Origin of the sequence: Streptomyces sp. AF1A (genome assembly GCF_047340315.1) — a bacterium.
Taxonomy (GTDB): domain Bacteria; phylum Actinomycetota; class Actinomycetes; order Streptomycetales; family Streptomycetaceae; genus Streptomyces.
In genome coordinates, this window is the sequence record NZ_JBLEBI010000110.1 from 1 (window position 1) to 22,570 (window position 22,570).

At 72.2% G+C, this 22,570-nt stretch carries 25 protein-coding genes; 7 read left to right on the forward strand and 18 right to left on the reverse strand.

Annotation, left to right across the window (positions count from 1 at the left end):
- The 13 genes from ACLU3S_RS24690 to ACLU3S_RS24750 form a co-directional block, all read right to left on the reverse strand.
- A partial coding sequence (locus ACLU3S_RS24690) for a CHAD domain-containing protein (protein ID WP_413954134.1) occupies nt 1-870 on the reverse strand: 870 nt, incomplete at its 3' end.
- The gene (locus ACLU3S_RS24695; RefSeq protein ID WP_413954135.1) at nt 851-3,205 is read right to left on the reverse strand and encodes an RNA degradosome polyphosphate kinase; all 2,355 of its coding nucleotides are present in this window, start codon (nt 3,203-3,205) and stop codon (nt 851-853) included. The genes ACLU3S_RS24695 and ACLU3S_RS24690, both read right to left, overlap by 20 nt.
- A gap of 250 nt (nt 3,206-3,455) precedes the next feature.
- Entirely contained in the window at nt 3,456-4,457 is a 1,002-nt protein-coding gene (locus ACLU3S_RS24700; RefSeq protein ID WP_413954136.1) for an ABC transporter permease, read from the reverse strand.
- Nucleotides 4,454-5,335 (reverse strand): ABC transporter ATP-binding protein, encoded by an 882-nt coding sequence (locus ACLU3S_RS24705; RefSeq protein WP_413954137.1) that lies wholly within the window; start codon nt 5,333-5,335, stop codon nt 4,454-4,456. The genes ACLU3S_RS24700 and ACLU3S_RS24705 overlap by 4 nt, the downstream gene beginning before the upstream one ends.
- Nucleotides 5,332-5,718 carry a GntR family transcriptional regulator gene (locus tag ACLU3S_RS24710; protein ID WP_413954156.1) on the reverse strand — a complete coding sequence of 129 codons (387 nt, stop codon included), beginning with the start codon at nt 5,716-5,718 and terminating at the stop codon, nt 5,332-5,334. The genes ACLU3S_RS24705 and ACLU3S_RS24710 overlap by 4 nt, the downstream gene beginning before the upstream one ends.
- A gap of 91 nt (nt 5,719-5,809) precedes the next feature.
- Complete coding sequence (gene mshD / locus ACLU3S_RS24715) at nt 5,810-6,736, reverse strand: mycothiol synthase (protein WP_413954138.1); 927 nt, start codon at nt 6,734-6,736, stop codon at nt 5,810-5,812.
- 156 nt (nt 6,737-6,892) lie between these two features.
- On the reverse strand, nt 6,893-7,540 hold the full coding sequence (locus tag ACLU3S_RS24720; RefSeq protein WP_413954139.1) for a Uma2 family endonuclease: 648 nt from the start codon (nt 7,538-7,540) through the stop codon (nt 6,893-6,895).
- Nucleotides 7,541-7,822: 282 nt separating this feature from the next.
- On the reverse strand, nt 7,823-9,316 hold the full coding sequence (locus ACLU3S_RS24725; protein ID WP_413954140.1) for a sensor histidine kinase: 1,494 nt from the start codon (nt 9,314-9,316) through the stop codon (nt 7,823-7,825).
- A complete protein-coding gene (locus tag ACLU3S_RS24730) occupies nt 9,313-10,047 on the reverse strand; it encodes a response regulator transcription factor (RefSeq protein WP_413954141.1) in 735 nt (244 codons plus the stop codon). Before ACLU3S_RS24730 ends, ACLU3S_RS24725 begins: the two co-directional genes overlap by 4 nt.
- Before the next feature lie 93 nt (nt 10,048-10,140).
- On the reverse strand, nt 10,141-10,392 hold the full coding sequence (locus ACLU3S_RS24735; protein WP_413954142.1) for a hypothetical protein: 252 nt from the start codon (nt 10,390-10,392) through the stop codon (nt 10,141-10,143).
- 13 nt (nt 10,393-10,405) lie between these two features.
- Complete coding sequence (locus ACLU3S_RS24740; RefSeq protein WP_413954143.1) at nt 10,406-11,464, reverse strand: S1C family serine protease; 1,059 nt, start codon at nt 11,462-11,464, stop codon at nt 10,406-10,408.
- Nucleotides 11,465-11,817: 353 nt separating this feature from the next.
- Complete coding sequence (locus tag ACLU3S_RS24745; RefSeq protein WP_413954144.1) at nt 11,818-12,855, reverse strand: LacI family DNA-binding transcriptional regulator; 1,038 nt, start codon at nt 12,853-12,855, stop codon at nt 11,818-11,820.
- 106 nt (nt 12,856-12,961) lie between these two features.
- Nucleotides 12,962-13,741 carry a response regulator transcription factor gene (locus tag ACLU3S_RS24750; protein WP_413954145.1) on the reverse strand — a complete coding sequence of 260 codons (780 nt, stop codon included), beginning with the start codon at nt 13,739-13,741 and terminating at the stop codon, nt 12,962-12,964.
- A gap of 179 nt (nt 13,742-13,920) precedes the next feature.
- Between ACLU3S_RS24750 and ACLU3S_RS24755 the strand changes: the two genes are divergently transcribed.
- From ACLU3S_RS24755 to ACLU3S_RS24770, 4 genes are all read left to right on the forward strand, one after another.
- Nucleotides 13,921-14,742, forward strand: coding sequence for an alpha/beta hydrolase (locus tag ACLU3S_RS24755; protein WP_413954146.1), 822 nt, complete (start codon nt 13,921-13,923; stop codon nt 14,740-14,742).
- A 54-nt stretch (nt 14,743-14,796) separates the two neighbouring features.
- Nucleotides 14,797-15,051: a MoaD/ThiS family protein gene (locus tag ACLU3S_RS24760; RefSeq protein WP_413954147.1), complete on the forward strand. Its 255-nt coding sequence runs from the start codon at nt 14,797-14,799 to the stop codon at nt 15,049-15,051.
- A 3-nt stretch (nt 15,052-15,054) separates the two neighbouring features.
- Entirely contained in the window at nt 15,055-16,191 is a 1,137-nt protein-coding gene (locus tag ACLU3S_RS24765; RefSeq protein ID WP_413954148.1) for a hypothetical protein, read from the forward strand.
- Nucleotides 16,192-16,424: 233 nt separating this feature from the next.
- Nucleotides 16,425-17,111, forward strand: a complete 687-nt coding sequence (locus tag ACLU3S_RS24770; RefSeq protein ID WP_413954149.1) for a hypothetical protein — start codon at nt 16,425-16,427, stop codon at nt 17,109-17,111.
- Between the two features lie 195 nt (nt 17,112-17,306).
- Here ACLU3S_RS24770 and ACLU3S_RS24775 read toward each other — a convergent pair whose 3' ends face one another.
- The 4 genes from ACLU3S_RS24775 to ACLU3S_RS24790 all read right to left on the reverse strand — a co-directional run bounded on the left by ACLU3S_RS24775 (nt 17,307) and on the right by ACLU3S_RS24790 (nt 19,828).
- Complete coding sequence (locus ACLU3S_RS24775) at nt 17,307-17,594, reverse strand: DUF1416 domain-containing protein (RefSeq protein WP_009189358.1); 288 nt, start codon at nt 17,592-17,594, stop codon at nt 17,307-17,309.
- A 39-nt stretch (nt 17,595-17,633) separates the two neighbouring features.
- Nucleotides 17,634-18,479 (reverse strand): sulfurtransferase, encoded by an 846-nt coding sequence (locus ACLU3S_RS24780; RefSeq protein WP_413954150.1) that lies wholly within the window; start codon nt 18,477-18,479, stop codon nt 17,634-17,636.
- Between the two features lie 125 nt (nt 18,480-18,604).
- Nucleotides 18,605-18,685, reverse strand: a complete 81-nt coding sequence (locus tag ACLU3S_RS24785) for an Ms5788A family Cys-rich leader peptide (protein WP_350751515.1) — start codon at nt 18,683-18,685, stop codon at nt 18,605-18,607.
- Between the two features lie 399 nt (nt 18,686-19,084).
- The gene (locus ACLU3S_RS24790) at nt 19,085-19,828 is read right to left on the reverse strand and encodes a DUF2993 domain-containing protein (RefSeq protein ID WP_413954151.1); all 744 of its coding nucleotides are present in this window, start codon (nt 19,826-19,828) and stop codon (nt 19,085-19,087) included.
- Nucleotides 19,829-19,947: 119 nt separating this feature from the next.
- On the opposite strand from ACLU3S_RS24790, the gene ACLU3S_RS24795 reads away from it, so the two are divergent.
- The gene (locus ACLU3S_RS24795) at nt 19,948-20,211 is read left to right on the forward strand and encodes a DUF3099 domain-containing protein (protein ID WP_413954152.1); all 264 of its coding nucleotides are present in this window, start codon (nt 19,948-19,950) and stop codon (nt 20,209-20,211) included.
- Between the two features lie 32 nt (nt 20,212-20,243).
- On the opposite strand, the gene ACLU3S_RS24800 is transcribed toward ACLU3S_RS24795, so the two are convergent.
- Nucleotides 20,244-20,606 carry a DsrE family protein gene (locus ACLU3S_RS24800; RefSeq protein WP_413954153.1) on the reverse strand — a complete coding sequence of 121 codons (363 nt, stop codon included), beginning with the start codon at nt 20,604-20,606 and terminating at the stop codon, nt 20,244-20,246.
- A 204-nt stretch (nt 20,607-20,810) separates the two neighbouring features.
- Here ACLU3S_RS24800 and ACLU3S_RS24805 point away from each other — a divergent pair, with 204 nt between their 5' ends.
- Nucleotides 20,811-21,599, forward strand: a complete 789-nt coding sequence (locus tag ACLU3S_RS24805) for a hypothetical protein (RefSeq protein ID WP_413954154.1) — start codon at nt 20,811-20,813, stop codon at nt 21,597-21,599.
- Nucleotides 21,596-22,507 carry a hypothetical protein gene (locus ACLU3S_RS24810; protein ID WP_413954155.1) on the forward strand — a complete coding sequence of 304 codons (912 nt, stop codon included), beginning with the start codon at nt 21,596-21,598 and terminating at the stop codon, nt 22,505-22,507. Before ACLU3S_RS24805 ends, ACLU3S_RS24810 begins: the two co-directional genes overlap by 4 nt.
- Nucleotides 22,508-22,570 lie beyond the last annotated feature (63 nt).

A 22,570-nucleotide genomic window follows, 5' to 3' on the forward strand; every position in this document is an offset into this window, starting at 1 on the left:
GCGCACGTCGACCGGTGCGTCGCCGCCGCGGCACACCTCCTGGGCGTACCGGTGCAGGCGCAGCAGCAGCCGGACCTGGTGCCAGGGGCCGTCCTGGGGGTGCGGGGACGGGTCCGGAGACAGGCCGTGGACCAGGGCCTCCGCGTTGTAGGGGTGGCCCGCGGTGACCAGCGGGAGCGCGGTGACGGCGGCTGTCAGCCGTTCCTCCGCGGCGGATGCCGGCGGGCGCAGGTCGGTGGTGGGGGCGTCGGGGGCGAGGGGGACCTCGCTGGCCAGTACGGCGACCTTGTCCGCGACCGCGTGGAAGCGGGAGGAGCCGAGCGCCTGCAGGGCGGTCGAGTGGGCCCGGGTCTTGGCCAGGGTGAGCTGCCGTTCGAGCAGTGCGCCCGCCTTGGCCGCGCCCACCGTGAGGGTGCCGCGCTCGGGCGTCGCGGTGGCCGGGCCGCCGGTGCCGCCCGGCACGGCCGAGCCCGCGGTCAGGGCGCCAACCGGCTGGACGGGAAAGCCCGTTGTCCCCGACAGCCGGTGCAGCGCCTGCAACAGGCGTTCCAGGCACGCCTCGTACGCGTGCTCCAGGCCCAGCGTCCCGGAGAGCCAGGCCAGTTCGGGCCTCATCTCATCCGACCAGTCGGCGTCCAGCAGGGGGCGGAAGGTGTGCAGGCTGCCGCTGATGCGGCGGGCCGAGCGGCGCAGGGCTCTGGCCGCGTCGACGGACTCCCCGGCGTGGTGCGCGAAGCCCCCGCCGGCCTCCCGGTGCAGGCGCAGGGCGCGGAGGAACTCCGTGGCCTGCGCGCGCAGATAGCCCGCGAGGGCGTCCCCGGTCGCCACCCCGGCCGCGGGGTCCGTCGGGTCAAGGTGTTGCTGTGCCACGCCGGCGCCTCCGGGCGTCTATGAGCATCTCCTGGACGTTGCGCAGCGGCTGGCCGTCCGCGTCGGTCGCGTGCCGGGTCCACTCGCCGTCGGGGCCGAGGTGCCAGGAGGCGGTGGAGTCGGACATGCCGGTGTCGAGCAGACGGTTCAGGGCCGCCCGGTGACCGGGGTCGGTGACCCGGACCAGGGCCTCGATCCTGCGGTCGAGGTTGCGGTGCATCATGTCGGCGCTGCCGATCCACACCTCCGGTTCGCCGCCGTTGCCGAAGGCGAACACGCGGGAGTGCTCCAGGAAGCGGCCGAGCACGGAGCGGACCCGGATGTTCTCCGACAGGCCCGCGACGCCGGGGCGGATCGCGCAGATCCCGCGCACCCAGATGTCGACCGGCACGCCCGCCTGGGAGGCCCGGTAGAGGGCGTCGATGACGGCCTCGTCGACCATCGAGTTGACCTTGATGCGGATGAAGGCCGGGCGGCCGGCGCGGTGGTGCCGGGCCTCCTTGTCGATGCGCGAGATCAGGCCGTCCCGCAGCGACTTGGGCGCCACCAGCAGGCGGCGGTAGGTCTCGCGGCGCGAGTAGCCGGACAGGCGGTTGAAGAGATCGGAGAGATCCGCGCCGACCTGCGGGTCGGCGGTGAGCAGGCCGAGGTCCTCGTACAGGCGGGCGGTCTTCGGGTGGTAGTTGCCGGTGCCGACGTGGCTGTAGCGGCGCAGGGTCTCGCCCTCCTGGCGGACCACCAGCGACAGCTTGCAGTGCGTCTTCAGGCCGACCAGGCCGTAGACGACGTGGCAGCCGGCCTCCTCCAGCTTCTTCGCCCACTTGATGTTGGCGTGCTCGTCGAAGCGGGCCTTGATCTCGACCAGGACCAGGACCTGCTTCCCGGACTCGGCGGCGTCGATGAGCGCGTCGACTATCGGCGAGTCGCCAGAGGTGCGGTACAGGGTCTGCTTGATCGCGAGGACGTCCGGGTCCTCGGCGGCCTGCTGCAGGAACGCCTGCACGGAGGTGGAGAAGGAGTCGTACGGGTGGTGCAGGAGCACGTCCCGCCGGCGCAGGGCGGCGAAGATGTCCGGCGCCGACGCCGACTCGACCTCGGCGAGGTCGCGGTGGGTGCCCGCGACGAACTTCGGGTACTTCAGCTCCGGCCGGTCCAGGCCGTGGATGCGGAAGAGACCGGTGAGGTCCAGCGGGCCGGGCAGCGGGTACACCTCGGCCTCGGAGATCTTCAGCTCGCGGACCAGCAGGTCGAGCACCTCGCGGTCGATGGACTCCTCGACCTCCAGGCGCACGGGCGGGCCGAAGCGGCGCCGCATGAGCTCCTTCTCCAGGGCCTGCAGGAGGTTCTCGGCGTCGTCCTCCTCGACCTCGAGGTCCTCGTTGCGGGTGAGGCGGAAGGTGTGGTGCTCCAGCACCTCCATGCCGGGGAACAGCTCCTCCAGGTGCGCGGCGATGACGTCCTCGACGGGGACGTACCGGCCGGGGCTGCTCTCCAGGAAGCGGGACAGCAGCGGCGGCACCTTCACGCGTGCGAAGTGCTTGTGGCCGCTGACCGGGTTGCGCACGACGACGGCCAGGTTCAGGGACAGGCCGGAGATGTACGGGAACGGGTGCGCGGGGTCGACGGCCAGCGGGGTGAGCACCGGGAAGATCCGGTGCCGGAAGAGGGTGAACAGGCGGGCCTGCTCCTTGTCGGTCAGCTCGTTCCAGCGGACCAGGTGGAGCCCCTCGTCGGCGAGCGCGGGGGCGACGTCCTCGTGGTAGCAGGCGGCGTGCCGGGCCATAAGCTCCCGCGAGCGGGCCCAGATCATCTCCAGCACCTCGCGCGGCTGCAGCCCGGAAGCGGAGCGTGTCGCGACGCCCGTGGCGATGCGGCGCTTCAGTCCGGCCACCCGGACCATGAAGAACTCGTCCAGGTTGCTGGCGAAGATCGCGAGGAAGTTGGCCCGCTCCAGCAGGGGCGTGTTCGGGTCCTCGGCCAGCTCCAGGACGCGCTCGTTGAAGGCGAGCCAGCTGCGCTCACGGTCGAGGAAGCGTCCCTGCGGGAGGGGCGCGCCGTCGGCCTTCGACTCGTCGTACGCGTCGAGGTCGGCGTCCAGGTCCGGTTCCAGGTCGGAGACCGAGCCGGCGACGGTGCGCGAGCGGTGCGCGGCTATGGAGCCCACGTCGGGCTGAATGTGCTGGACCTCTGCCTGGGTGTCTTGCTGACTCATGAACCCATTCTTCCGCGCGACGGGCATGACAGGCGCGTCGGAACGTGCGGGCGGGAGCGTCGGGGCCCCGTATCCCGCGGGCCCCTCGGGGGGCGGCGAAGGTTCTGGCACGGCGGGCTTCATTGACCGAGCGTCGCAAGTCCGTCTGAATCAATGGTTACGGAGACATGACGTGCGGGACAGCGCGGGGCGGCCCCCCGTGGCCTCGCGCCGCGCGGGCGACGGATTCCACGGGGGCGCGGGGCCTTTCCCGCGGCGTCGCGGGGATCTTTCCGACGGCGGCCGGCCCGCCCCCGGCGCCGCGCGAAGGACCACGCCGTGCAGCCTCCCGCCGGGACGCTCGGCCGGGCGCCGCCGGCGGTCACGAGATGGCCTACCGGGGACGGAAGGGTGTCGCGGTGCTGCGCCGCAGGACGAGGAACGAGGCGAGCACCAGCAGCGCGGTGACGGCCAGGATCAGCGCGGTGGTGGTCAGCTGGAGCGGCCAGTAGTGGGAGTAGGGGTGGTAGGCGTGGAAGTAGCCGACGGCGTGCGCGTGCGCCAGGGCGGCCTCGCACTGGGCCTGGGAGTTGCACGTCACCAGCGGGACGTGGGCGCCGCTGCGGGTGACCAGGCCCTGGTCGACGGAGATGCCCGCGCCTGCCGGCCCGTCGGAGTGGAGGCTGCTGAGCCGGGTGACCGTGGGCCACAGGTGGGGCATGAGCTGCTCGGCGAGCTGCCGGATGCCGAGGGTGAACGCCATGCCGAGGACCAGCGCGGGCAGCGCGCGGCGGAGCAGCAGGCCCGCCAGGGCGCCGGCCGCGAGCCCGGCGAGGGACAGGGCGGCGGTGGTGGGCCCGTTCGCGTGGAAGGTCCAGCCGTCGTACCAGGTCTTGGCGGAGTCGATGCGGCCCCGGCTCGCCGTCCAGGCCACGAAGTGCAGCCAGAACAGCAGGGAGGTGCCGACGGCGACGACGGCCGCGGGCACGGCCAGCCGCACCGTGAGCCAGCGGGCCGGGGAGCTGCCCTGCGTCCAGGCCAGCCGGGCGGTCCCCGACTCCAGCTCGCGGCCGGTGAGCGCGGCGCCCGCCCAGGCGGCCACCACGAAGGGCAGCGCGCCGAGGGTGTAGGTGCCCCAGTTGTAGTAGTCCTTGTAGCGGAGGATCGCCGCCTGGTCGTACCGGCACCGCGCGGTCCGGCAGGCGTCGTACTGGCGCCAGGCCTCGGCCGCCGCGTCGAGGAGCGGGCCGCGCAGGGCGAGGAGCAGGGCGGCGAGGGCGAGCAACAGGGCCGCCCAGGCGTAGAGCGCGGGGCGCTGCAGGCGCAGCAGCCAGCGGGCCTGGCGGGGTTTCGGGGCGGCCTGCGGGAGGGCGGCCGGGGCGGTTGCGGCGGTCATGCGGCACTCTCCTGGGTCAGGCTCGGCGCGGCGGGGTTGCGCAGATGGGCGAGGACCAGGTCCTCCAGCGAGGGCGTCGCGGTGCGCCAGTCGGCGGGGAGCGGGCCGGAGGGGCGAAGCAGCGCGGTGAGCTGGCGGCCGGTGACGCGCGACTCGACGACGGTGTGTGCGCCGAGGCCGGTGGCGTCGGCGGTACCGGTCACCCGGCGATGGGCGGCGAGCAGGTCGTCGATGTCGCCGGAGAGCCGTATCCGGCCGTCGCCGACCAGCAGCAGGTGGTCGCAGGAGTCCTCCAGCTCGGCGACGACGTGCGAGGACATCGCGATGGTGGTGCCGTACTGGGCGGCCTGCGCCATCAGCGTGCCCATCAGCTGGTGCCGGGCCAGGGGGTCGAGGTCGGCCATCGGCTCGTCCAGGAGCAGAAGTTCGGGCCGCTTGCCGAGGGCGAGGGCGAGCGCGACCCGGGTGCGCTGGCCGCCGGAGAGGGTGCGGATGCGGGACGCGGGGTCCAGCTCGCCGCCCGCGACGACCTGCTCGGCGACGGCCGCGTCCCAGCGGCCGGGGTTGAGGTCGGCGCCCATGGACAGCGTCTCGGCGACGGTGAGCTGCGGGTAGAGCGGCTTGTCCTGGGCGACGAAACCGACCCGGGGGCGGGCCTCGGCGGGCGTGGTGCCGAGCACGCTCAGGGCGCCCTCGGTGGGTGCCGCCAGCCCGGCGGCGAGGGCCAGGAGGGTGGACTTGCCGGCTCCGTTGGGGCCGACGACGGCGCACACGCGCCCGGTGGGCAGCCTGAAGGAGCAGTTGCGCAGGGCCCAGCCCGCCCGGCGGCCGAACCGCTTCCCCAGACCGTCGGCCCGTAGGGCCGTGTCGCTGTTCATGACGGATCTCCCTGGAAGTGCTTGTCGAGGACGGCAGTGAAGAGTGCGGCCACGTCGTCCCGCTCCAGCCCGGCCGCGCGGGCCCGCTCGGCCCACTCCTCCAGCTCCGTGCGGAGCGGGGAGTCGGCCGGGGCGGAGCCCAGGGACCTGCGGACGAACGTGCCGAGCCCGCGCCGTGCCTCGACCAGGCCCTCGCGCTCCAGTTCGCGGTAGGCCTTGAGGACGGTGTTGGGGTTGATGGCGGTGGCCTCGACGACCTCGCGGGCCGTCGGCAGCTTGTCCCCGGGGCGCAACAGGCCCAGGCGCAGGGCCTGTTTGGTCTGCTGGACGAGCTGGACGTAGGTGGCCACCCCGCTGTGCCGGTCGATGCGGTACTCGACCACGCGCTGAACCACCCTTTCACTAATTGAGTAGTGGAAGGGTGTTGCAAGAAAGGGGCGGCTGTCAAACGGCCGCCCCTTGTCCGCGTGTATGTCAGGTTTCGGTGCGGTACATGAGGTCCGTCTCGTATGTACCGAACCCCAGCCGCTCGTACACGGACACCGCCGCCCTGTTGTCGGCGTCGACGTAGAGCATCGCGGTCGTCAGGCCCTGCCGGGCCAGGTGGCGCAGGCCGATCGTGGTGAGGGACCTGCCGAGGCCGCCGCCCTGCTCGCCGGGGCGCACCCCGAGGACGTACACCTCGCCGAGCCCCTCCTCGGCGTGCACCTTGGTCCAGTGGAAGCCGATCAGCTCCCCGCGCCGCTCGGCGAGGAAGAACCCGGCCGGGTCGAACCACGGCTCCGCCTTGCGGTCGTCGAGGTCCCGCTGGGTCAGCGAGCCCTGCTCCGGGTGGTGGGCGAAGGCGGCCGCGTTGACGGCGAGCCAGGCGGCGTCGTCCTTGCCGGGCACGAAGGCGCGCACGGTCACGCCCTCGGGCAGCACCGGGTCGGGCAGTTCGAGGTCGGTCAACGACCGCCGCATCTGCCGCAGTTCGCGGAACAGGGTCAGCCCCAGCACCTGGGCGAGGTGCCGTGCGGCGGCGTGCCCGCCGTGCGCCCACACCCGCAGGCGCTTGCCGGAGGCGGCGAGCAGGGCGGTGCCGAGCGCCCGGCCGTGCCCGTGCCCGCGCCGGGCCGGGTGGACGACGAGTTCGGCGGCCGGCGCCTCCACCGGGTCCGTGTCCTCCAGCTGGGCGTAACCGGCGAGTTCGCCGTCGACGGTCAGCAGCAGATGCGAGACGCCCTCGCGGGCGCCCCCGCGCAGCTGCAGCCGGCCCTGCTCGGACACCGGCTGCTGCCCGTCGACCCGGGCGGCCTCGCCGAGCAGGGCCAGTACGGCCTCGGCCTGGTCCGGGTCGAGCGCGGAATAGGTCTCGATGGAGCGGGCGGGAAAGCCCTGTACGGTGTCGTCGCTGCTCATGTGTAGAGGCTACGGGGCGGCCCGGGGGAAGCCCAGCAGCTCAGCGGGCCGCCGGAGACGGGCCTGCACGAGGAACTTCTTCGCGCGCGGCGACGTCCACTACCGGCTGACCAGGACCGCTGCCGGACCTCCAGGGGCGCCGCCCGGGAGCAGCCGTCAGCTCCGCTTGGGCCCGGTGATGCCCTCGCCGATGACGAACCCCTTGGCGGGACCTTCCGAAATGGTGACCTCCGTGCCGTACGGGACCCGGTGGATGTCCTCCCAGTCGGCCCTGTCGGGGCGCGGCCCGGTGAAGAGGGTGACGGCGCCCTGGCCGTCGTAGTCGTCGATGAGCACGTAGACGGGGATGCCGGCGCGGGCGTACTCGCGGCGCTTGCGGGCGCGGTCGCGGTCCTGGTTGCGTGTGCCGGGGGAGACGACTTCGACGACGAGGCACACGGCGTCGGCCTTCACACCCATGTCGTCATCGTCGCCGTACGGTTCCGTGTCCTCGGGGGCGACGAAGACATCGGGGATCCATGCCTTGCGCTTGTGGACGACATTCATGTCCTGATGGCAGGCGTACCCGGTCCCGTCCAGAAACCTGTCGAGAGCCCTGCGCAGTCGGTTGGCGATCTGACCGTGCGAGCGGCGGGCGGTGGGCGACACCTCGATGGCTCCCTCGATGATCTCGGCGCGGTAGCCCTCGGGGAGTTCCATGGCCTTCCATGCCTGCCACAGGACCTCGTCCAGGTCGGGTCCGTTCAGCAATCCAGCCGGAGCCTCGGACATGGTCTCCAACCTCTCCTGTGCGAGGGCGGTCAAGGCGGCACCTCCTCCTCAAGTGTGGGCTGGGTGTGCGTGCGGCACAAGCAACGCGATCACCGTAGGCCTGGCCGTGCATGTGCCTCAGGCAATTGGCATGCGCTCACCCGTTCGGGCGACGACCGGCACGGTCGGTCGCCGGTACGCAGCCGCGCCCCTCGGCCGGCCGCGCTTCCCGCATGGTTCCCGCGCATGGGCAGCATCAGCTGCTCCGCCGGCGGTCATCGGCTGCCGTGCGGCCGGCGGATCGACCGCGGGACCGGCGGTCCTGGCGGGTCCGGCTCACCCGGCCGGGATCTCGGCCGCCGTTTCCGGTGTCGTGTCCGGTGGCGGCGTCGGCGCGCCCGGGAGCCGGACCGTCGCGACCGTGCCGCCGCCTTCCGCGCCCGAGAGGGCGACCTCGCCGCCCGCCTGCTGGACGGTGCGGGCGACGATGGAGAGGCCGAGGCCGGAGCCGGGCAGGGCGCGGGCGCTGGGAGAGCGCCAGAAGCGGTCGAAGACGTGCGGGAGCTCCTCGGCGGGGATGCCGGGGCCGTGGTCGCGGACGGTGAGCACGCCCTCGGTCAGCCGGACCTCGATCGTGCCGCCCTCGGGGCTGAACTTGACCGCGTTGTCGAGGATGTTGACGAGCGCCCGCTCCAGCGCGGAGGGCTCGGCCCGGACGAACCAGGGTTCCAGGTCCGCCGTGATCGTCAGCTCGGGGCCGCGCAGCCGTGCCCGGCGCAGCGCCGCCTCCGCGGTGTCGTGGAAGGCCACCACCTGCACGCGCTCGCCGCGCTGGCCCTCGGAGCGGGACAGCTCCTGCAGGTCGCCGATGAGCGACGCCAGCTCCGTCATCTGTGCCTTCACCGAGGCGAGCAGCGCCTTGCGGTCCTCCGGCGGGAGCGGGCGGCCCGTCTCCTCGCTGCGGGTGAGCAGTTCGATGTTGGTCCGCAGCGAGGTGAGGGGGGTGCGCAGTTCGTGGCCGGCGTCCGCGATCAGCTGCTGCTGCAGCTCGCGGGAGCTGGCCAGGGAGGCCGTCATGGAGTTGAAGGACCGGGACAGGCGGGCCACCTCGTCCTCGCTGTCCTCCTCCACCGGGATGCGGATGGTCAGGTCCTCCGTGCGGGCCACGTGTTCCACGGCCTCGGTGAGCTTGTCGACCGGGCGCAGGCCCGCACGGGCCACGGCGAGCCCCGCCGCACCGGCGCCCAGCACGCCGATGCCGGAGACGAAGAGCAGGATCAGGGCGAGGTCGTTGAGGGTCTTCTCGGTGTTCTTGAGGGAGACACCGATCATCCAGGCCGCGTCCGGATACACCTGGGGGCCGACGTTCGTGTCGACGACGAGCGGCGCGGTGAGCACGCGCACGTCGTCGCCGTCGCTGTCGGTGCCGTTGCGGAAGATGCCTCTGCCCTGGTGGGCCGCGTCCCGGACGACGGCCCTGTCGGCCGCCGTGGTCTTCACCACGCCGGCGGAGGTCGAGGGAACGCAGGCCGTGCCGTCCGCCTTGATCAGCTGCGAGTACAGGGTGTCGCGGGTCCTGAGGCCGTTGTAGCCGGTGTCGGCCGGCTTCTGCGGGCAGTCCGCGAGCAGCGCGGCCGCCTGATCGAGGCGCACGTGGCCCGACTGCGACTTCTGCAGGTCGTTGTCGAGCTGTTCGTACAGCTTCCCCTGCACGATGAACCAGCAGGTCACCGACACCGCGGCGACCGCGAACGCCACCGCCGCCGCGACCAGCATCGCCAGTCGGGCCCGGATCGGCAGCGAGCGGTAGCGCCGTACGAGCTTGTTCACTCGGCGCCGCCCTGGCGCAGGACGTACCCGACGCCCCGCACGGTGTGGACGAGGCGCGGCTCGCCCCCGGCCTCGGTCTTGCGGCGCAGGTACATGACGTAGACGTCGAGGGAGTTCGAGGACGGCTCGAAGTCGAAGCCCCAGACCGCCTTGAGGATCTGCTCGCGGGTGAGGACCTGGCGCGGGTGGGCCATGAACATCTCCAGGAGCGTGAACTCGGTGCGGGTCAGCTCGACCTGCCGGCCGCCGCGGGTGACCTCGCGGGTCGCGAGGTCCATGCGCAGGTCGGCGAAGGTGAGGGCCTCGTCCTCCCGGGCCTCGGTGGAGACGGCCGCCGCGTAGGAGCTGCGCCGCAGCAGGGCCCGGATCCGGGCGAGGAGCTCGTCCAGCTCGAAGGGCTTGACCAGGTAGTCGTCCGCGCCCGCGTCCAGACCGGTGACCCGGTCGCCGACCGTGTCGCGGGCGGTGAGCATGAGGATGGGGGTGGTGTCGCCGGCCCCGCGGATGCGGCGGGCGGCCGTCAGGCCGTCCATCCGGGGCATCTGGATGTCCAGGACGACCAGGTCCGGCCGGCAGGCCGTGGCCTTGGCCAGCGCGTCCGCGCCGTCGACGGCGACCTCGGTGTCGTACCCCTCGAAGGCGAGGCTGCGCTGGAGGGCCTCGCGTACGGCCGGCTCGTCGTCGACGATCAGGATGCGCTGGGGGTCACGGTCGCCTTCGGCGGGGCTCATGCTCGCTGTTCCTCGGGATGCTCGGGTGGGTGTCGGTGGTCCGGGTGTCTTTCAGCGTCCCACGTCCGTGTGGCCGGGGGCACGCGTGCCGCGTCAGGCGCCCAGGACCGCCAGGCTGCGCATCGTGGTGAGCCGGTGCAGCGGCACCTTGCGGCGGTGCGGGCGGTCGGCGGAGGTGCGCAGGCCCATCAGCTGGGGGACCGGCGCCGGGGCGATCTCGGGGGCGCGGGGCGCCGGGGTGGCCGGCGGTGCGGCCGGGGTCTGCAGTTCCTGCGCGACCTCCAGGGCGACGGTGACGTCCGCCGGGCCGCGGCCCGCGTTCTGGTGCGAAACCTTCCGGATCATGACGTGCTCCCTTCTAACTCTGCGAGCCCGAGCGCAGCTTGGCCAGGTCGGACTTGACGGTGTTGACGGGGATCGCGAAGCCGAGGCCGATGCTGCCCGCGTCCGAGGACGAGGACACCTGCGGACTCGACGAGTACATCGCGGAGTTGATGCCGATGATGTGGCCGGCCGCGTCGATCAGGGCGCCGCCGGAGTTGCCGGGGTTCAGGGACGCGTCGGTCTGGATCGCCTTGTACGTCGTCGTGGACGAGCCCGTGTCGCCGTTGAACTGACGGCCGCCGAAGCGGAACGGCCACTGGCCGCCGCCCTGGAACTGCTGCTGGCCCTCGTCGGTGGAGACCGTGACGTCCCGGTTGAGCGCCGAGACGATACCGCTGGTGACGGTGCCGGTCAGGCCCTCGGGCGAGCCGATCGCGACGACCGAGTCGCCGACCTGGACGCCGCTGGAGTCGCCGAGGGCGGCGGGCTTCAGGCCGGAGGCGCCCTGGAGCTTGATCAGCGCGAGGTCCTTGGAGCTGTCGGTGCCGACGACCTGCGCGGTGTAGCTCTTGCCGTCGCTGGTGCGCACCTTGACGGACTGCGCGCCGGCGATGACGTGGTTGTTGGTGACGATCTCGCCGGAGGAGGTGATGACCACTCCGGAGCCGGTGGAGGAGCCGTCGGGGAGGGTCGCGTTGACCTCGACCACACTCGGGGTGACCGCCGCGGCGATCGCGGCGACGTCGCCCTTCTTGCCGGCCGGCACCACGGTGGTGCTCGTGCCGGCGGCGGCGACGCTGTCCTTGCCGGTCAGCTCCTGGAAGGCGAACGCCGTGCCGCCGCCGACCGCCGCCGCGACGATCGCGACCGCCGCGAGGAGGGCGGCGGGGCCCCGGTTGGGCTTCTTCCGCGGCTCCGGCGCCGGCAGGGCGTCCGTCGCGGTCGGGGGCTGGTACGGCGGTGGGGGCGGCCACTCCGGGTTCACGGGAGCGGAGGGGCCGGGCTGCTGGGGGTACGCACCCTGGGGGCTGCCGTACGTGCCGTGGGGGGTGCCGTACTCGTACTCGCCGCTGCGGCGGATGCTCTCGGTCATGACATGAGAGTCCCCCGCGACCATGAGAGCTTCCTGAGTGCTCGCTGAGAAGCCCGGCAGAACCTCGTTTGCCCGATATAAAGACCCCTCTGCCCCTCGCGGGCCCGCCGCTCACCCGCCTCTCACAAAGGGGAGCCGCAAGGGGAGCCGGCAGCCCCTCCCGGCGGGACCCGGTGTCCCGGGCGCGCCACCGCGAAAGGTGCGCGCCAGCTGGGCGGAAGCGCCTCAGGGCGCTCACGCCGGGGCCGGAGCCCCGGTGGGCATGCGGGCGCAGGAGGTGCCGCAGGAACAGGCGAGGCGGGGCGCCTCACGGGCATGCGCGACGGGGGCCGAAGCCCCCGTGTGCGGGTGTCTCAGTGGCCCGGGGCCGGTGTGCAGCCGCAGGAGGTGCGCAGGACCAGGCGGGACGGGAACGTCTTCAGGCGCTCGCGGCGGGAGCCGGCGACGCGCAGGCCGTCGTCGAGGACCAGGTCGACCGCGGCGCGCGCCATGGCCGAGCGGTCGGAGGCGACCGTGGTCAGCGGCGGGTCGGTGAGCGCGGCCTCCTTGATGTCGTCGAAGCCGGCCACGGCCAGCTCGCCCGGCACGTCGATGCGCAGCTCGCGCGCGGCGCGCAGCAGGCCGATCGCCTGGTCGTCGGTGGAGCAGAAGATCGCCGGCGGCCGGTCGGGGCCGGCCAGGACCTGCAGGGCCACCCGGTAGGCGTCGTAGCGGTTGTACGGCGCCTCGAACAGCCGGCCCTCGGTGGACAGGCCCGCCTCGGCCATGGCCCTCTTCCATCCTTCGACGTGGTCGGAGACCGGGTCGCCGACGGCCGGCGTCTGCGCCGTGCCGCCCATGCAGGCCACGTACTCGTAGCCGTGCTCCAGCAGGTGGCGCACGGCGAGCTGGGCGCCACCCAGGTCGTCCGTCACCACGGCGACGTCGTCGATGGCCTCCGGGCGTTCGTGCAGCAGCACCACCCGGGCGTCCCAGGCGTCGATCTCGGCGGCCGCGAGGTCGTTCAGGGCGTGCGAGACGAGGATGAGCCCGGACACGCGCATGCCGAGGAAGGCACGCAGGTAGTGGACCTCGCGTTCACCGATGTAGTCGGTGTTGCCGACCAGGACCATCTTCCCGCGCTCGGAGGCGGCCTGCTCGACCGCGTGCGCCATCTCCCCGAAGAAGGGCTGGCGGGCGTCCGGGATGATCAGCCCTATCAGGTCGGTGCGGCGCGAGGCCATCGCCTGGGCGACCCGGTCCGGGCGGTACCCCAGTTCCTTGATCGCGGCGAGGACACGCTCGCGCGTGGCCGGGGCGACCGGCCGGGGTCCGTTGTTGATGACATAACTGACGACGGCGGTGGAGGTTCCAGCCAGCCGTGCCACGTCATCCCGAGTCACCTTGGCCACGCGCGGAGTCTACGCGGATTGACCCCCTCCGGGCAGGGCGTATCACTCCGTGGATGTGCGCAGGCAGTGCCCTGTTCGCGCGCTTTCCGCCCGGACTCGGGGAGAACTACGCGTCCGCGTGGATCTCGGCGCCGCCCAGCACCGCGGATGTGTCCGAATCGCCCTTCTTTGCCCGGTCGGTCGTGGCCTTGGCCTCCTCGGCGGCCCGGTCGGGCTTCTCGGGGGTAACGAATCGATAACCGACGTTCCGTACGGTGCCGATCAGCGACTCGTGCTCCGGGCCGAGCTTGGCGCGCAGCCGCCGAACATGCACGTCGACCGTCCTGGTGCCGCCGAAGTAGTCGTAGCCCCACACCTCCTGCAGCAGCTGGGCGCGGGTGAAGACCCGGCCCGGGTGCTGGGCGAGGTACTTCAGCAGCTCGAACTCCTTGAAGGTCAGGTCGAGCACCCGGCCCTTGAGCTTGGCGGAGTAGGTGGCCTCGTCCACGGACAGGTCGCCGTTGCGGATCTCCATGGGCGAGTCGTCGTTGACGATCTGCTGCCGGCCCATGGCGAGCCGCAGCCGCGCCTCGACCTCGGCAGGGCCCGCGGTGTCCAGCAGCACGTCGTCGACGCCCCAGTCGGCGGTGACGGCGGCGAGGCCGCCCTCGGTCACCACGAGCAGCAGGGGACAGCCGGGGCCGGTGGAGCGCAGCAGCTGGCACAGGCTGCGCACCTGGGGCAGATCGCGGCGGCCGTCGACGAGGATGACGTCCGCGCCGGGGGTGTCGACGAGGGCGGGTCCCTCCGCCGGAGCCACTCGCACGTTGTGCAGCAGCAGGCCCAGGGCGGGGAGCACTTCCGTCGACGGCTGGAGGGCGTTGGTCAGGAGCAGCAGAGAACTCATACGTCTGGTTCCTCCTCGATCCCTGCGAGGCTGTGCGGACGGGCACTGCTCTGCGATCCCGAAGGCCCCGTACACCCGCGGTTCCCCGAGGACTCCCGCTTCGTATACAACGCTTCCGAAAGCACAAAAGGACTCGGGGGCTACGCTGCCCGAGTCCTCTGCCCAGCAGAATAGCCCACATGAGCAACCGATCGGCAGGTCATGTGGTGCGTTCCACCGTACGTCCGGATGGCGAGACAGGCAGACGGGGCCCTGTCCGGACGTTCCTGCGCACGGCCGACGGAATTGCGATCGATTCCGTATACGATCCGGGCTCCGCCGTATACAACGCCGACCTGGTGTTCGTGATCGCCCACGGTTTCACCGGCGACGTGGACCGCCCGCATGTACGAAGGGTGGCGGGCGTGCTCGCCCGTTACGGCGCGGTCGTCACCTTCTCCTTCCGGGGCCACGGACGCTCCGGCGGCCGCTCCACGGTCGGCGACAAGGAGGTGCTGGACCTCGCCGCCGCCGTCGCCCGGGCCCGCGGCTTCGGGCACGCCCGCGTGGTGGCCGTCGGCTTCTCCATGGGCGGCTCGGTGGTGCTGCGGCACGCGGCCCTGCACCCGGGCACGGTCGACGCCGTGGTCGCGGTCAGCGCGCCGGCCCGCTGGTACTACCGGGGCACCGCCCCGATGCGCCGCCTGCACTGGCTGGTCACCCGCCCCGCGGGCCGCCTGGTCGGCCGGTACGGCCTGCGCACCCGCATCCACCACCGCGAGTGGAACCCGGTGCCGCTCTCCCCGGTCGAGGCGGCGGCGCGCATCGCCCCGACCCCCCTGCTGATCGTGCACGGCGACCGCGACGCCTACTTCCCGCTCGACCACCCCCGCATGCTCGCCGACGCCGCCGGCGGCCACGGCGAACTCTGGCTGGAACCGGGCATGGGCCACGCCGAGAACGCGGCCGGCGACGCCCTGCTCGCCCGGATCGGCGACTGGGCGGCGGCCGCGGCGGGCTAGCCTGACACCATCTGTCTTCTGTCTTTGTCTCTCTGCCGCCGATTGAGGAATCAGATGCCCAAGGTCACGGTGCGCTACTGGGCCGCCGCCAAGGCCGCGGCCCAGGTCGCCGAGGAGCCGTACGACGCGGACACGCTCGCCGACGCGCTGGCCGCCGTCCGCGCACGACACCCCGGTGAACTCACGCGCGTGCTGCAGCGATGCTCCTTCCTCGTCGACGGCGACCCCGTCGGGAGCCGGGCGCACGAGACGGTACGGCTGGCCGACGGCGGCACGGTCGAGGTGCTCCCGCCGTTCGCGGGAGGATGAGCGATGACTGACCAGCCGTATCAGGGCGGCGGCTCCTACGAGGGCTACGACGACCCGTACCAGCAGCAGCACCGGCCGCAGCCGCAGGGGTGGCCCGGCCAGGAGCAGCAGTACCACGCTCAGCAGAGCGGCTACGACCCCCAGCTCACCCAGCAGTGGCAGGGCCAGACCTGGGAGACCCAGACGCACGCGCCGGTTCAGCAGGGGTACCCGCAGCCGTCGTACCAGGAGTATCCGCAGCAGACGTCCCACGGGTACGCGCAGTACACCCCGGCGCCCCAGCCCGAACCGGCCCCGGCCCCGGCCCCGGCGCCCCAGCCCTCGGCGCCCTCCGCCGCGGCCGAGCCGGAGTACGGTCCCGCCACGCTCGCCGGGAACGCCCGGATCACCGACGCCCAGCGGGCCCGGCTGGAGGGCCGCTCCCCGATCATCGAGCCCGGCATGCAGCCGGCGCTGCTCACCGCGCTGCTCGGCCTGCTGCTGGCGGCCGCGGCACCGGTCGGCTCGTACGCCCTCCTGGTGCCGCTGGTGCTGCTCCAGGCGGTGACGGCGGCGGGCTGGTTCCGGCTGAACGGCATGTGGCCGGCCCGGCAGGGCATCGCGCTCGCCTTCCTGGGCGGCCTGACGGCCGATGCGGCGGTCCTCGCCGCGGGCCGCGATCACGCGCCCGCCGCGATCCTCGGGCCCCTCGGCGTCTGGGTCCTGCTGTCCCTCGTCCTGCAGCTCCGCTCGCACGCCTCGGCCGACGAGCGGATGTACGGCCTGATGGCGACCGTCGTCTCCGCGGCCCTCACGGTGCTGGCCACCGGATATCTGGGCGCCGACCGGGACGCCGTCTCGGTGGGCGCCGCCGCCGTGGCCGTGGCCGTGCTGGCGCGTGCGCTGCCCCTGCCGACGCCCGCCTCGGTGGTCGTCTCACTGCTGGCCGCCGCCGGGGCGGGCATCGCCGTGGGGGCCATGACGGGCTTCGGCGCCAAGGGCGCGGTGCTCGGCGGGGCCGCCGCGGTCTGCGCCCTGGTGGGCCACCGGGTGGCGGCCTACGACTACCCCTCGCGGTTCGTGCACTTCACGGCCGGGGTGGCCCTGCCGCTGTCGGCGGCGGCACCGGTGGTGTGGGCGCTGGGGAGGGTGCTGGGCTGAGACCGTGGTGCCGACGAGTCCGTCGTTTCCCCCGACCGACTCCGATCCCGTCAGGCGTACGGAGCGGCCCGCGACTGCACCGCGGGCAGGCTCGTCACCAGGGGGGCGGACCCGTTCCCCGGAACCCGCTGCCCCAAGTGGCTGATCCTTCGGTTTTCCAGGTGACGGCCCGGTCCGCTGTGGCAAACAGCAGAGGTCTCCCGGTGATCAAGGAGTGACCAGAACGGAGCCTCATGTTCGCACCCGCAGGCCGCCTGATCCGGACCGCACTGCTTGCCGTGCTTCTCACCGCTGCCGCTGCGACACCCGCCGTGTCACTGCGCTCCGCGGCAACCCGTCCCGCCGGCGCCGTGCAGGTGGCGGCCGCAGCCCCGAAGGCTCCTTCGGAGGGCGTGGCGGTCATCTACAAGGATTCCGCAAGCAACGTCTATCGGGTCCACAATGCCCTCTTCCTGCGGGCGACCGGTGCGGGGGTCAAGATCGCTCACGTGGCGCGCTGGCCTTCCACGACGAACAGGCCCGTGCCCGATGAGTTGTGGGTCTGCTACCACCCCCAGACCGCGGGGTGCCATCACAGCTGGACACTCGTGACGTATCACAGATACAGGAACCACGGGTGCCCCAGCGGCTATTGCCCCGGCGCCTTCATCGCCTTCAAGCAGGCGGGCCACCGCCCCCACAACGGCGCGTTCGCGTGCTGGCAGCCGGCCAACAGCACTGCATGCAGCAGGACATGGCCGGGTGACAACAACCTGCTGAACAAGAACGGCAGGCTCCGGTACGTCCACTATGTGAATCCGAGCGCGGCCCCGGGCCTGGGCTCGTACGCGACCTCTCCGGACCAGTTCAAGTTCAGACTGGGCACCGTCGACGACACTGTGTCGGCGCAGCGGCTCTGCTACCTGCGCCAAACCTGCTGACTCGCATCGGAGGACGCACGCGCCACCGCCCTCGACGGACGCCCTCCCGCTGTCACTCCGTGCCCGCGCGCCTGATGCCGAGCACCGCGCACGAGTACCCCGCCTCCCAAGGCACCCCTGCGGCGGAACGCCGGAGGGCCGCATCCCCGCCTGGCGTCCAACCCAGGGGATACGGCCCTCCAGCGGAGCGCGAACTCAGACTGCGATGGCGACCTCGGCCAGCCCGCCCTTCTGGGCCACGACCGTACGGTCGGCCGTGCCGCCCGGCACCAGCGCCCGGACCGTCCATGTGCCCTCGGCCGCGTAGAAGCGGAACTGACCGGTCGCCGAGGTCGGAACCTCGGCCGTGAACTCGCCGGTCGAGTCCAGCAGACGGACGTAGCCCGTCACCGGCTCGCCGTCACGGGTCACCTGGCCCTGGATCGTCGTCTCACCGGGCTTGATCGTGGAGGCGTCCGGGCCGCCGGCCTTCGCTCCGCACATGCTGTTCCTCCTGAGGACTGAGGGTCTGAGGGGTCTGGCTTACTTGTTCGCGCCGAGCTCGATCGGCACGCCGACGAGGGAGCCGTACTCGGTCCAGGAGCCGTCGTAGTTCTTGACGTTCTCCACGCCCAGCAGCTCGTGCAGCACGAACCAGGTCAGGGCGGAGCGCTCACCGATGCGGCACAGGGCGATGGTGTCCTTCGACAGGTCGACCTGCTCCGCCTCGTAGAGGGCCTTGAGCTCCTCGTCCGACTTGAAGGTGCCGTCGTCGTTGGCGTTCTTGGACCACGGGATGTTCCGGGAGGTCGGCACGTGGCCGGGGCGCTGCGACTGCTCCTGCGGCAGGTGGGCCGGGGCGAGCAGCTTGCCGGAGAACTCGTCGGGCGAGCGGACGTCGACGATGTTCAGCTTGCCGATCGCGTCCACGACCTCGTCGCGGAACGCGCGGATCGAGGTGTCCTGCGGCTTGGCCTTGTACTCCGTCTTCGGCCGCTCCGGAACCTCGTCGCCCGCCACCAGCTCCCGGGCGTCCAGCTCCCACTTCTTGCGGCCGCCGTCGAGCAGCTTGACGTTCTCGTGGCCGTACAGCTTGAAGTACCAGTAGGCGTAGGACGCGAACCAGTTGTTGTTGCCGCCGTAGAGGATCACGGTGGTGTCGTTGGCGATGCCCTTCTCCGACAGGAGCTTCTCGAAGCCCTCCTGGTCGATGAAGTCACGGCGGACCGGGTCCTGCAGGTCCTTGGTCCAGTCGATGCGGATCGCGTTCTTGATGTGGTTTTTGTCGTACGCGGAGGTGTCCTCGTCGACCTCGACGATCGCGATGGTCGGGTCGTCCAGGTGCTCCTGCAGCCAGTCGGCGTCGACCAGGACGTCGCTGCGGCTCATGCTTTTCTCCTCCGGGGCAGTTGCGGCGGGGCGTGCGAGTGTGAGGGGCGCGCCCGGGGTGCGGGCGGCGCACGGGTGCCCTTCCAGCAGGGCATGCGTGAGATGCGGAAGTCGGGGACTTTCGCTCAGAAGGGGCGACAGAGCATGGCGGCAACGCGGCACAGGTCGACTGCCCGCCGCTTCGTGAGATCCGCCTGTCGCTTCATGGCCACGATCGTAGGGAGGTACGGGCAGGCATGTCACCGGTGTGTCATATGGCGAGATTCGATCGTCCGAATAGTGGGATGTGGTGGACCTCCAGGCCGCAGCCGCACGGCCTCCGGGCGTGCGTGCGGGTCATGGCTTCTGCCGTACGGACGAGCCGTCTCGCCAGTCGGACGCCGGTCCGGGGCGAGCCCGGTCGGTCACGGGGGTGCTCCTCGTCGGCCATGCCCACGGGCCGTCGGGGGTGTCCCTGGTCGGTCATGCCCACGGGCCGTCGGGGTGCCCCTTGCCCCTGGTGGGCCATGCCCACGGGGCGTCGGGGGTGTCCCCGGTCGGCCACGCCCACCGGACGTCGGGGGTGCCCTTGGACGGCCACGCCCACCGGACGTCGGCAGCGGCCCTTACCCGGCCAGCTTGACGTCCGAACCCTTCACGGTGATCTGTACGCCGTCCTTCGCGGCCTGCACCTTGTCCAGTTCGATGCCGCCGGGCAGCCGGTCGATGGCCTGCTGGAAGTCGGTGATCCGGCGGACGCGGTTCTCGGCGATCGTGGCGGCGCCCAGCTTGGGCAGCGAGTCGGCGTGCACCTGCACCCGGTTGTTCACGACGCTGACGGTGCTGGGCACGGAGACGGTCTGGTCGATCGGGAGCGGGCCGAGCCGGCCGGTCACCTTGGCCGTCACCTTGATCTTGCCGTTGCCGCCGTCGGAGAGGGCGACGACCTTGGCGGTCAGGCCGGGCAGGACCTCGGTCGGCTCGGACTTCGCGGTCTTCAGCAGCTCGCCGTAGGAGATCGTCGCGGTGCCGGTGGCGGTGGCCGCGGTGGCGGAGCTGTAGTCGCCGGAGAAGGAGACGCCCTTCATGTCGGCCTTGAGGTCGTCGATCCGGATCGTCTTGCCCGCCGTGCCCGTGGCCGCCTCGTAGTCCTTGATCCCGACCTCGACGTCGTCCAGCGACCCGCCCGCGACCTGCGTGAGGAACGGGAACCCCTTGATGTTCACGTCCGGGGTCGAGGCCAGGTTCTGCGAGGCCTTCAGCTTGTCGGCCGCCTCGCCCTCCGCGAAGTGCACCGCGACCCGGTCCACGATCACGAACAGCCCGCCCAGGATCACGACGAGGATCAGCAGTATTCGCAGGGCGCGCATGTGGTCTTCCCCCGGGGTCGGCGGTCGGGCTGGGCAACGCCAAGGTAACCCTGCGGGCCCGCGGCCAGCGGGAATTGTGGATCAGTTGTGACAGGGCGCGCCCGACCTACCCTGGAAGCATGTACGCACGGCGACGTCACGTGTACTTCGCCATGATGGGTGCCTGTATCGGGCTCTTCGTCCTGGCGTGGGGAGTCGTACGCATCTGGTCGGTCCCGGCGGCCGTCGCCATGTGCGTCGTGGCCATGGTGATCCCGCCGGTCGCCGCGATGATCGCGAACCGGAGGGGCCCGGAGGACCGCTGGTGGGACGATCCGTCCGGCGACCCGGAGTCCGACGAGTGGTGGGACGAGCTGGACGGCAAGAAGCCGCCCCGGTCCTAGGAGGAGCCGCGGGGAGCAGGGCTCCGTACGGCTCAGTACACGAGCGCCTGGGTGTCGTCCGCCAGCGCCTCCTGGACGAAGACCTGCGCGCCCGCGATCCGCACGCCCTCGATGACGTCCTTCTCGGTGATCTCGCGCCGGGCGGCGCACTGGGTGCACAGCGTGATGCGGCCGGCCGCGAGGACCGAGTCGATCAGATCGGGCAGCGGGGCCGCGTGCGGCAGCTCGAACTCGGCGGCCCGCCCGGGCAGCGCGAACCAGGACGACTCCCCGGTCAGCCACAGCGAGACGTCCACCCCGCTGGCCACGGCCACCGCCGCCACCGTGAACGCCTGGGAGCACCGCTCGGGGGCGTCCGCCCCGGCCGTCACCTTGATCACGAGCTTTTTCGCCATGGCCGAATCGTAATCCGTTTGCCTACAACTCCATGCGCATGACATCAGTCTCCTGTGAAGCGCGAGTGACGGAACTCGTGCCTCCGTTACTGGGGAGACGCCTTGGAAGTACCAGAGAGACCCACGGGGGACGGGCCGGAGCCGTCTGTTCCGCCCGCCCCGCCCGCGCCGCCGGTCCCGGTGTCGCCCGCACCCGTGCCGGTCATGTCCGTCCCGACGGATCCCGCGAGCGTCGGCCCCGCGGGCGCTGGCCCCGCGAGCGACCTCGCGCCGGAGAACCCCGAAGCACCCGCCGCCCCGGCACGCCGTCGCGGCCGTACCGCGCTGCTCATCGCCGGCGCCGCCGTGCTCGGCCTGGTGGCCGGCACCTGCGCCGGCTACCTCGTGCAGGCCGACCGCAAGCCGACGAGGCTGCCCTCGCTGTCCCAGCCCGTCGTCCGTCAGGCCAAGGGCTACGTCCAGCCGCTGACGGCCGCGCAGGACCACCGGGTGAAGACCGACGGCGACCTGCGCAAGCTGCTGCTGAAGCGGCCCGGCGGGACGCGGAAGACCGAGTACACCGACACCTGGCTGGACGCGGCCGACTACGCGGACCTCTTCACCAAGCCGGTCCCGGCCTTCGGAGACCAGCTCGAGAACGAGTTCCGCCGCGCCGCCGTCACCGCCTGGCAGACCGACTCCACCTACGTCGAGATCCGGCTCGTGCAGTACCGCCAGGCGAGCAAGCTGGCCGCCTCGGAGCATGTGCAAAACCAGCAGTACTGGGATGACCGCGAACCCAGCACCCGCAGCTGGACGCTGCCCGGCACCGGCGACGGCATGGTGTACGTCCACGACAGGCCCGACACCAAGCCCGGGTACGTGCCGGTGTACAGCGGCGAGGCCATCGCCTCGCGTGGCGACATCGTCATGGAGATCGACGTCTCGGGAACCGGTCCGGTCTCGAAGGAGAAGGTCATGGACCTGGCGAAGAAGCAGGTGGCCCGCCTGTGAACGAGTTCCCGAACGAGCAGCCCGCCCAGCAACCGGCCGAGCCCGCGGCACCGGCCGTCCCGGCGCAGCCCGGTCCCCCCGCCTGGTCCGCGGAGCCCCTCGCCGCCGTCCCGGCGCAGCCCGGTCCTCCTGCCTGGCCCGTGGAGCCCCTCGCCGCCGGCCCGGACGCGGTGCCAGCCCGACGGCGGCCCCGGCTGGGCCGCATCCTGACGGCCGGCCTGGTCGCCGTCGCGGTGGTCGCGGGCGTCGGCTACACCTCGGTGACCGTCTCGCACGCCGACCGGGACCCCGGGAAGCCGGTGTGGAAGCTCCCGAAGGCGACGAAGGACGCGGGGGACCCGCAGGCCAAGGGGCTGCGCGGCATGCTGCTGCCCTACGAGCAGGCCGTCAACGGATACCACCAGGGACCGGACATCGGCGAGTACGGCGCCGACGCCGAACTCAACGGCGCCCAGGCCACCGCCCTGCGCAAGCAGTCGATCCACGACCTGCCGCCGACGACCCGGCGCAAGCTGGAGGACGAGATCGACAAGCAGCACATCAAGGGCATGGCGATGCGCAGCTACGCGTCGCCCGGCGTCGGCAAGCACGCCGCCACCATCGGCGTCGAGCTGGTGCAGATGGACAGTGGCTCCGCACGCCACCTGGCGAGCACCCAGCAGCAGTTCTTCGCCGCCCTCCAGATCTTCCGCAAGGGCCCCGAGATCAAAGGGCACAAGAACGCCGCCTGTTTCCTGACCCCCAAGAGCGACGGCGAGAAGTTCGACCGCATGTTCTGCTCCGCCTACGTGGGCAACGTGCTGGTCAGCGTGCACGTGACCGGGGCCCGCCCGGTGGACGGCAACGCCCTGGCCCTCTTCGTCGGACAGCAACTCGACCGCATCAAGGACCCGGGGAAGGCCGTATGACCGAGCAGCACCCGCCCGTGCCGGCACCGGCGCCCGAGCCCGCGCCCGCGGAGGCGTCCGCGC

What these genes read in the sequence shown, in the direction of transcription:
- ACLU3S_RS24695 (WP_413954135.1), bottom strand. Translation starts at nt 3,205, where the DNA reads ATGAAGCCCGCCGTGCCAGAACCTTCGCCGCCCCCCGAGGGGCCCGCG.
- ACLU3S_RS24700 (WP_413954136.1), bottom strand. Translation starts at nt 4,457, where the DNA reads ATGACCGCCGCAACCGCCCCGGCCGCCCTCCCGCAGGCCGCCCCGAAA.
- ACLU3S_RS24705 (WP_413954137.1), bottom strand. Translation starts at nt 5,335, where the DNA reads ATGAACAGCGACACGGCCCTACGGGCCGACGGTCTGGGGAAGCGGTTC.
- mshD (WP_413954138.1), bottom strand. Translation starts at nt 6,736, where the DNA reads ATGAGCAGCGACGACACCGTACAGGGCTTTCCCGCCCGCTCCATCGAG.
- ACLU3S_RS24730 (WP_413954141.1), bottom strand. Translation starts at nt 10,047, where the DNA reads ATGAGCCCCGCCGAAGGCGACCGTGACCCCCAGCGCATCCTGATCGTC.
- ACLU3S_RS24735 (WP_413954142.1), bottom strand. Translation starts at nt 10,392, where the DNA reads ATGATCCGGAAGGTTTCGCACCAGAACGCGGGCCGCGGCCCGGCGGAC.
- ACLU3S_RS24740 (WP_413954143.1), bottom strand. Translation starts at nt 11,464, where the DNA reads ATGACCGAGAGCATCCGCCGCAGCGGCGAGTACGAGTACGGCACCCCC.
- ACLU3S_RS24750 (WP_413954145.1), bottom strand. Translation starts at nt 13,741, where the DNA reads ATGAGTTCTCTGCTGCTCCTGACCAACGCCCTCCAGCCGTCGACGGAA.
- ACLU3S_RS24755 (WP_413954146.1), top strand. Translation starts at nt 13,921, where the DNA reads ATGAGCAACCGATCGGCAGGTCATGTGGTGCGTTCCACCGTACGTCCG.
- ACLU3S_RS24760 (WP_413954147.1), top strand. Translation starts at nt 14,797, where the DNA reads ATGCCCAAGGTCACGGTGCGCTACTGGGCCGCCGCCAAGGCCGCGGCC.
- ACLU3S_RS24765 (WP_413954148.1), top strand. Translation starts at nt 15,055, where the DNA reads ATGACTGACCAGCCGTATCAGGGCGGCGGCTCCTACGAGGGCTACGAC.
- ACLU3S_RS24770 (WP_413954149.1), top strand. Translation starts at nt 16,425, where the DNA reads ATGTTCGCACCCGCAGGCCGCCTGATCCGGACCGCACTGCTTGCCGTG.
- ACLU3S_RS24775 (WP_009189358.1), bottom strand. Translation starts at nt 17,594, where the DNA reads ATGTGCGGAGCGAAGGCCGGCGGCCCGGACGCCTCCACGATCAAGCCC.
- ACLU3S_RS24780 (WP_413954150.1), bottom strand. Translation starts at nt 18,479, where the DNA reads ATGAGCCGCAGCGACGTCCTGGTCGACGCCGACTGGCTGCAGGAGCAC.
- ACLU3S_RS24785 (WP_350751515.1), bottom strand. Translation starts at nt 18,685, where the DNA reads ATGAAGCGACAGGCGGATCTCACGAAGCGGCGGGCAGTCGACCTGTGC.
- ACLU3S_RS24790 (WP_413954151.1), bottom strand. Translation starts at nt 19,828, where the DNA reads ATGCGCGCCCTGCGAATACTGCTGATCCTCGTCGTGATCCTGGGCGGG.
- ACLU3S_RS24795 (WP_413954152.1), top strand. Translation starts at nt 19,948, where the DNA reads ATGTACGCACGGCGACGTCACGTGTACTTCGCCATGATGGGTGCCTGT.
- ACLU3S_RS24800 (WP_413954153.1), bottom strand. Translation starts at nt 20,606, where the DNA reads ATGGCGAAAAAGCTCGTGATCAAGGTGACGGCCGGGGCGGACGCCCCC.
- ACLU3S_RS24805 (WP_413954154.1), top strand. Translation starts at nt 20,811, where the DNA reads ATGTCCGTCCCGACGGATCCCGCGAGCGTCGGCCCCGCGGGCGCTGGC.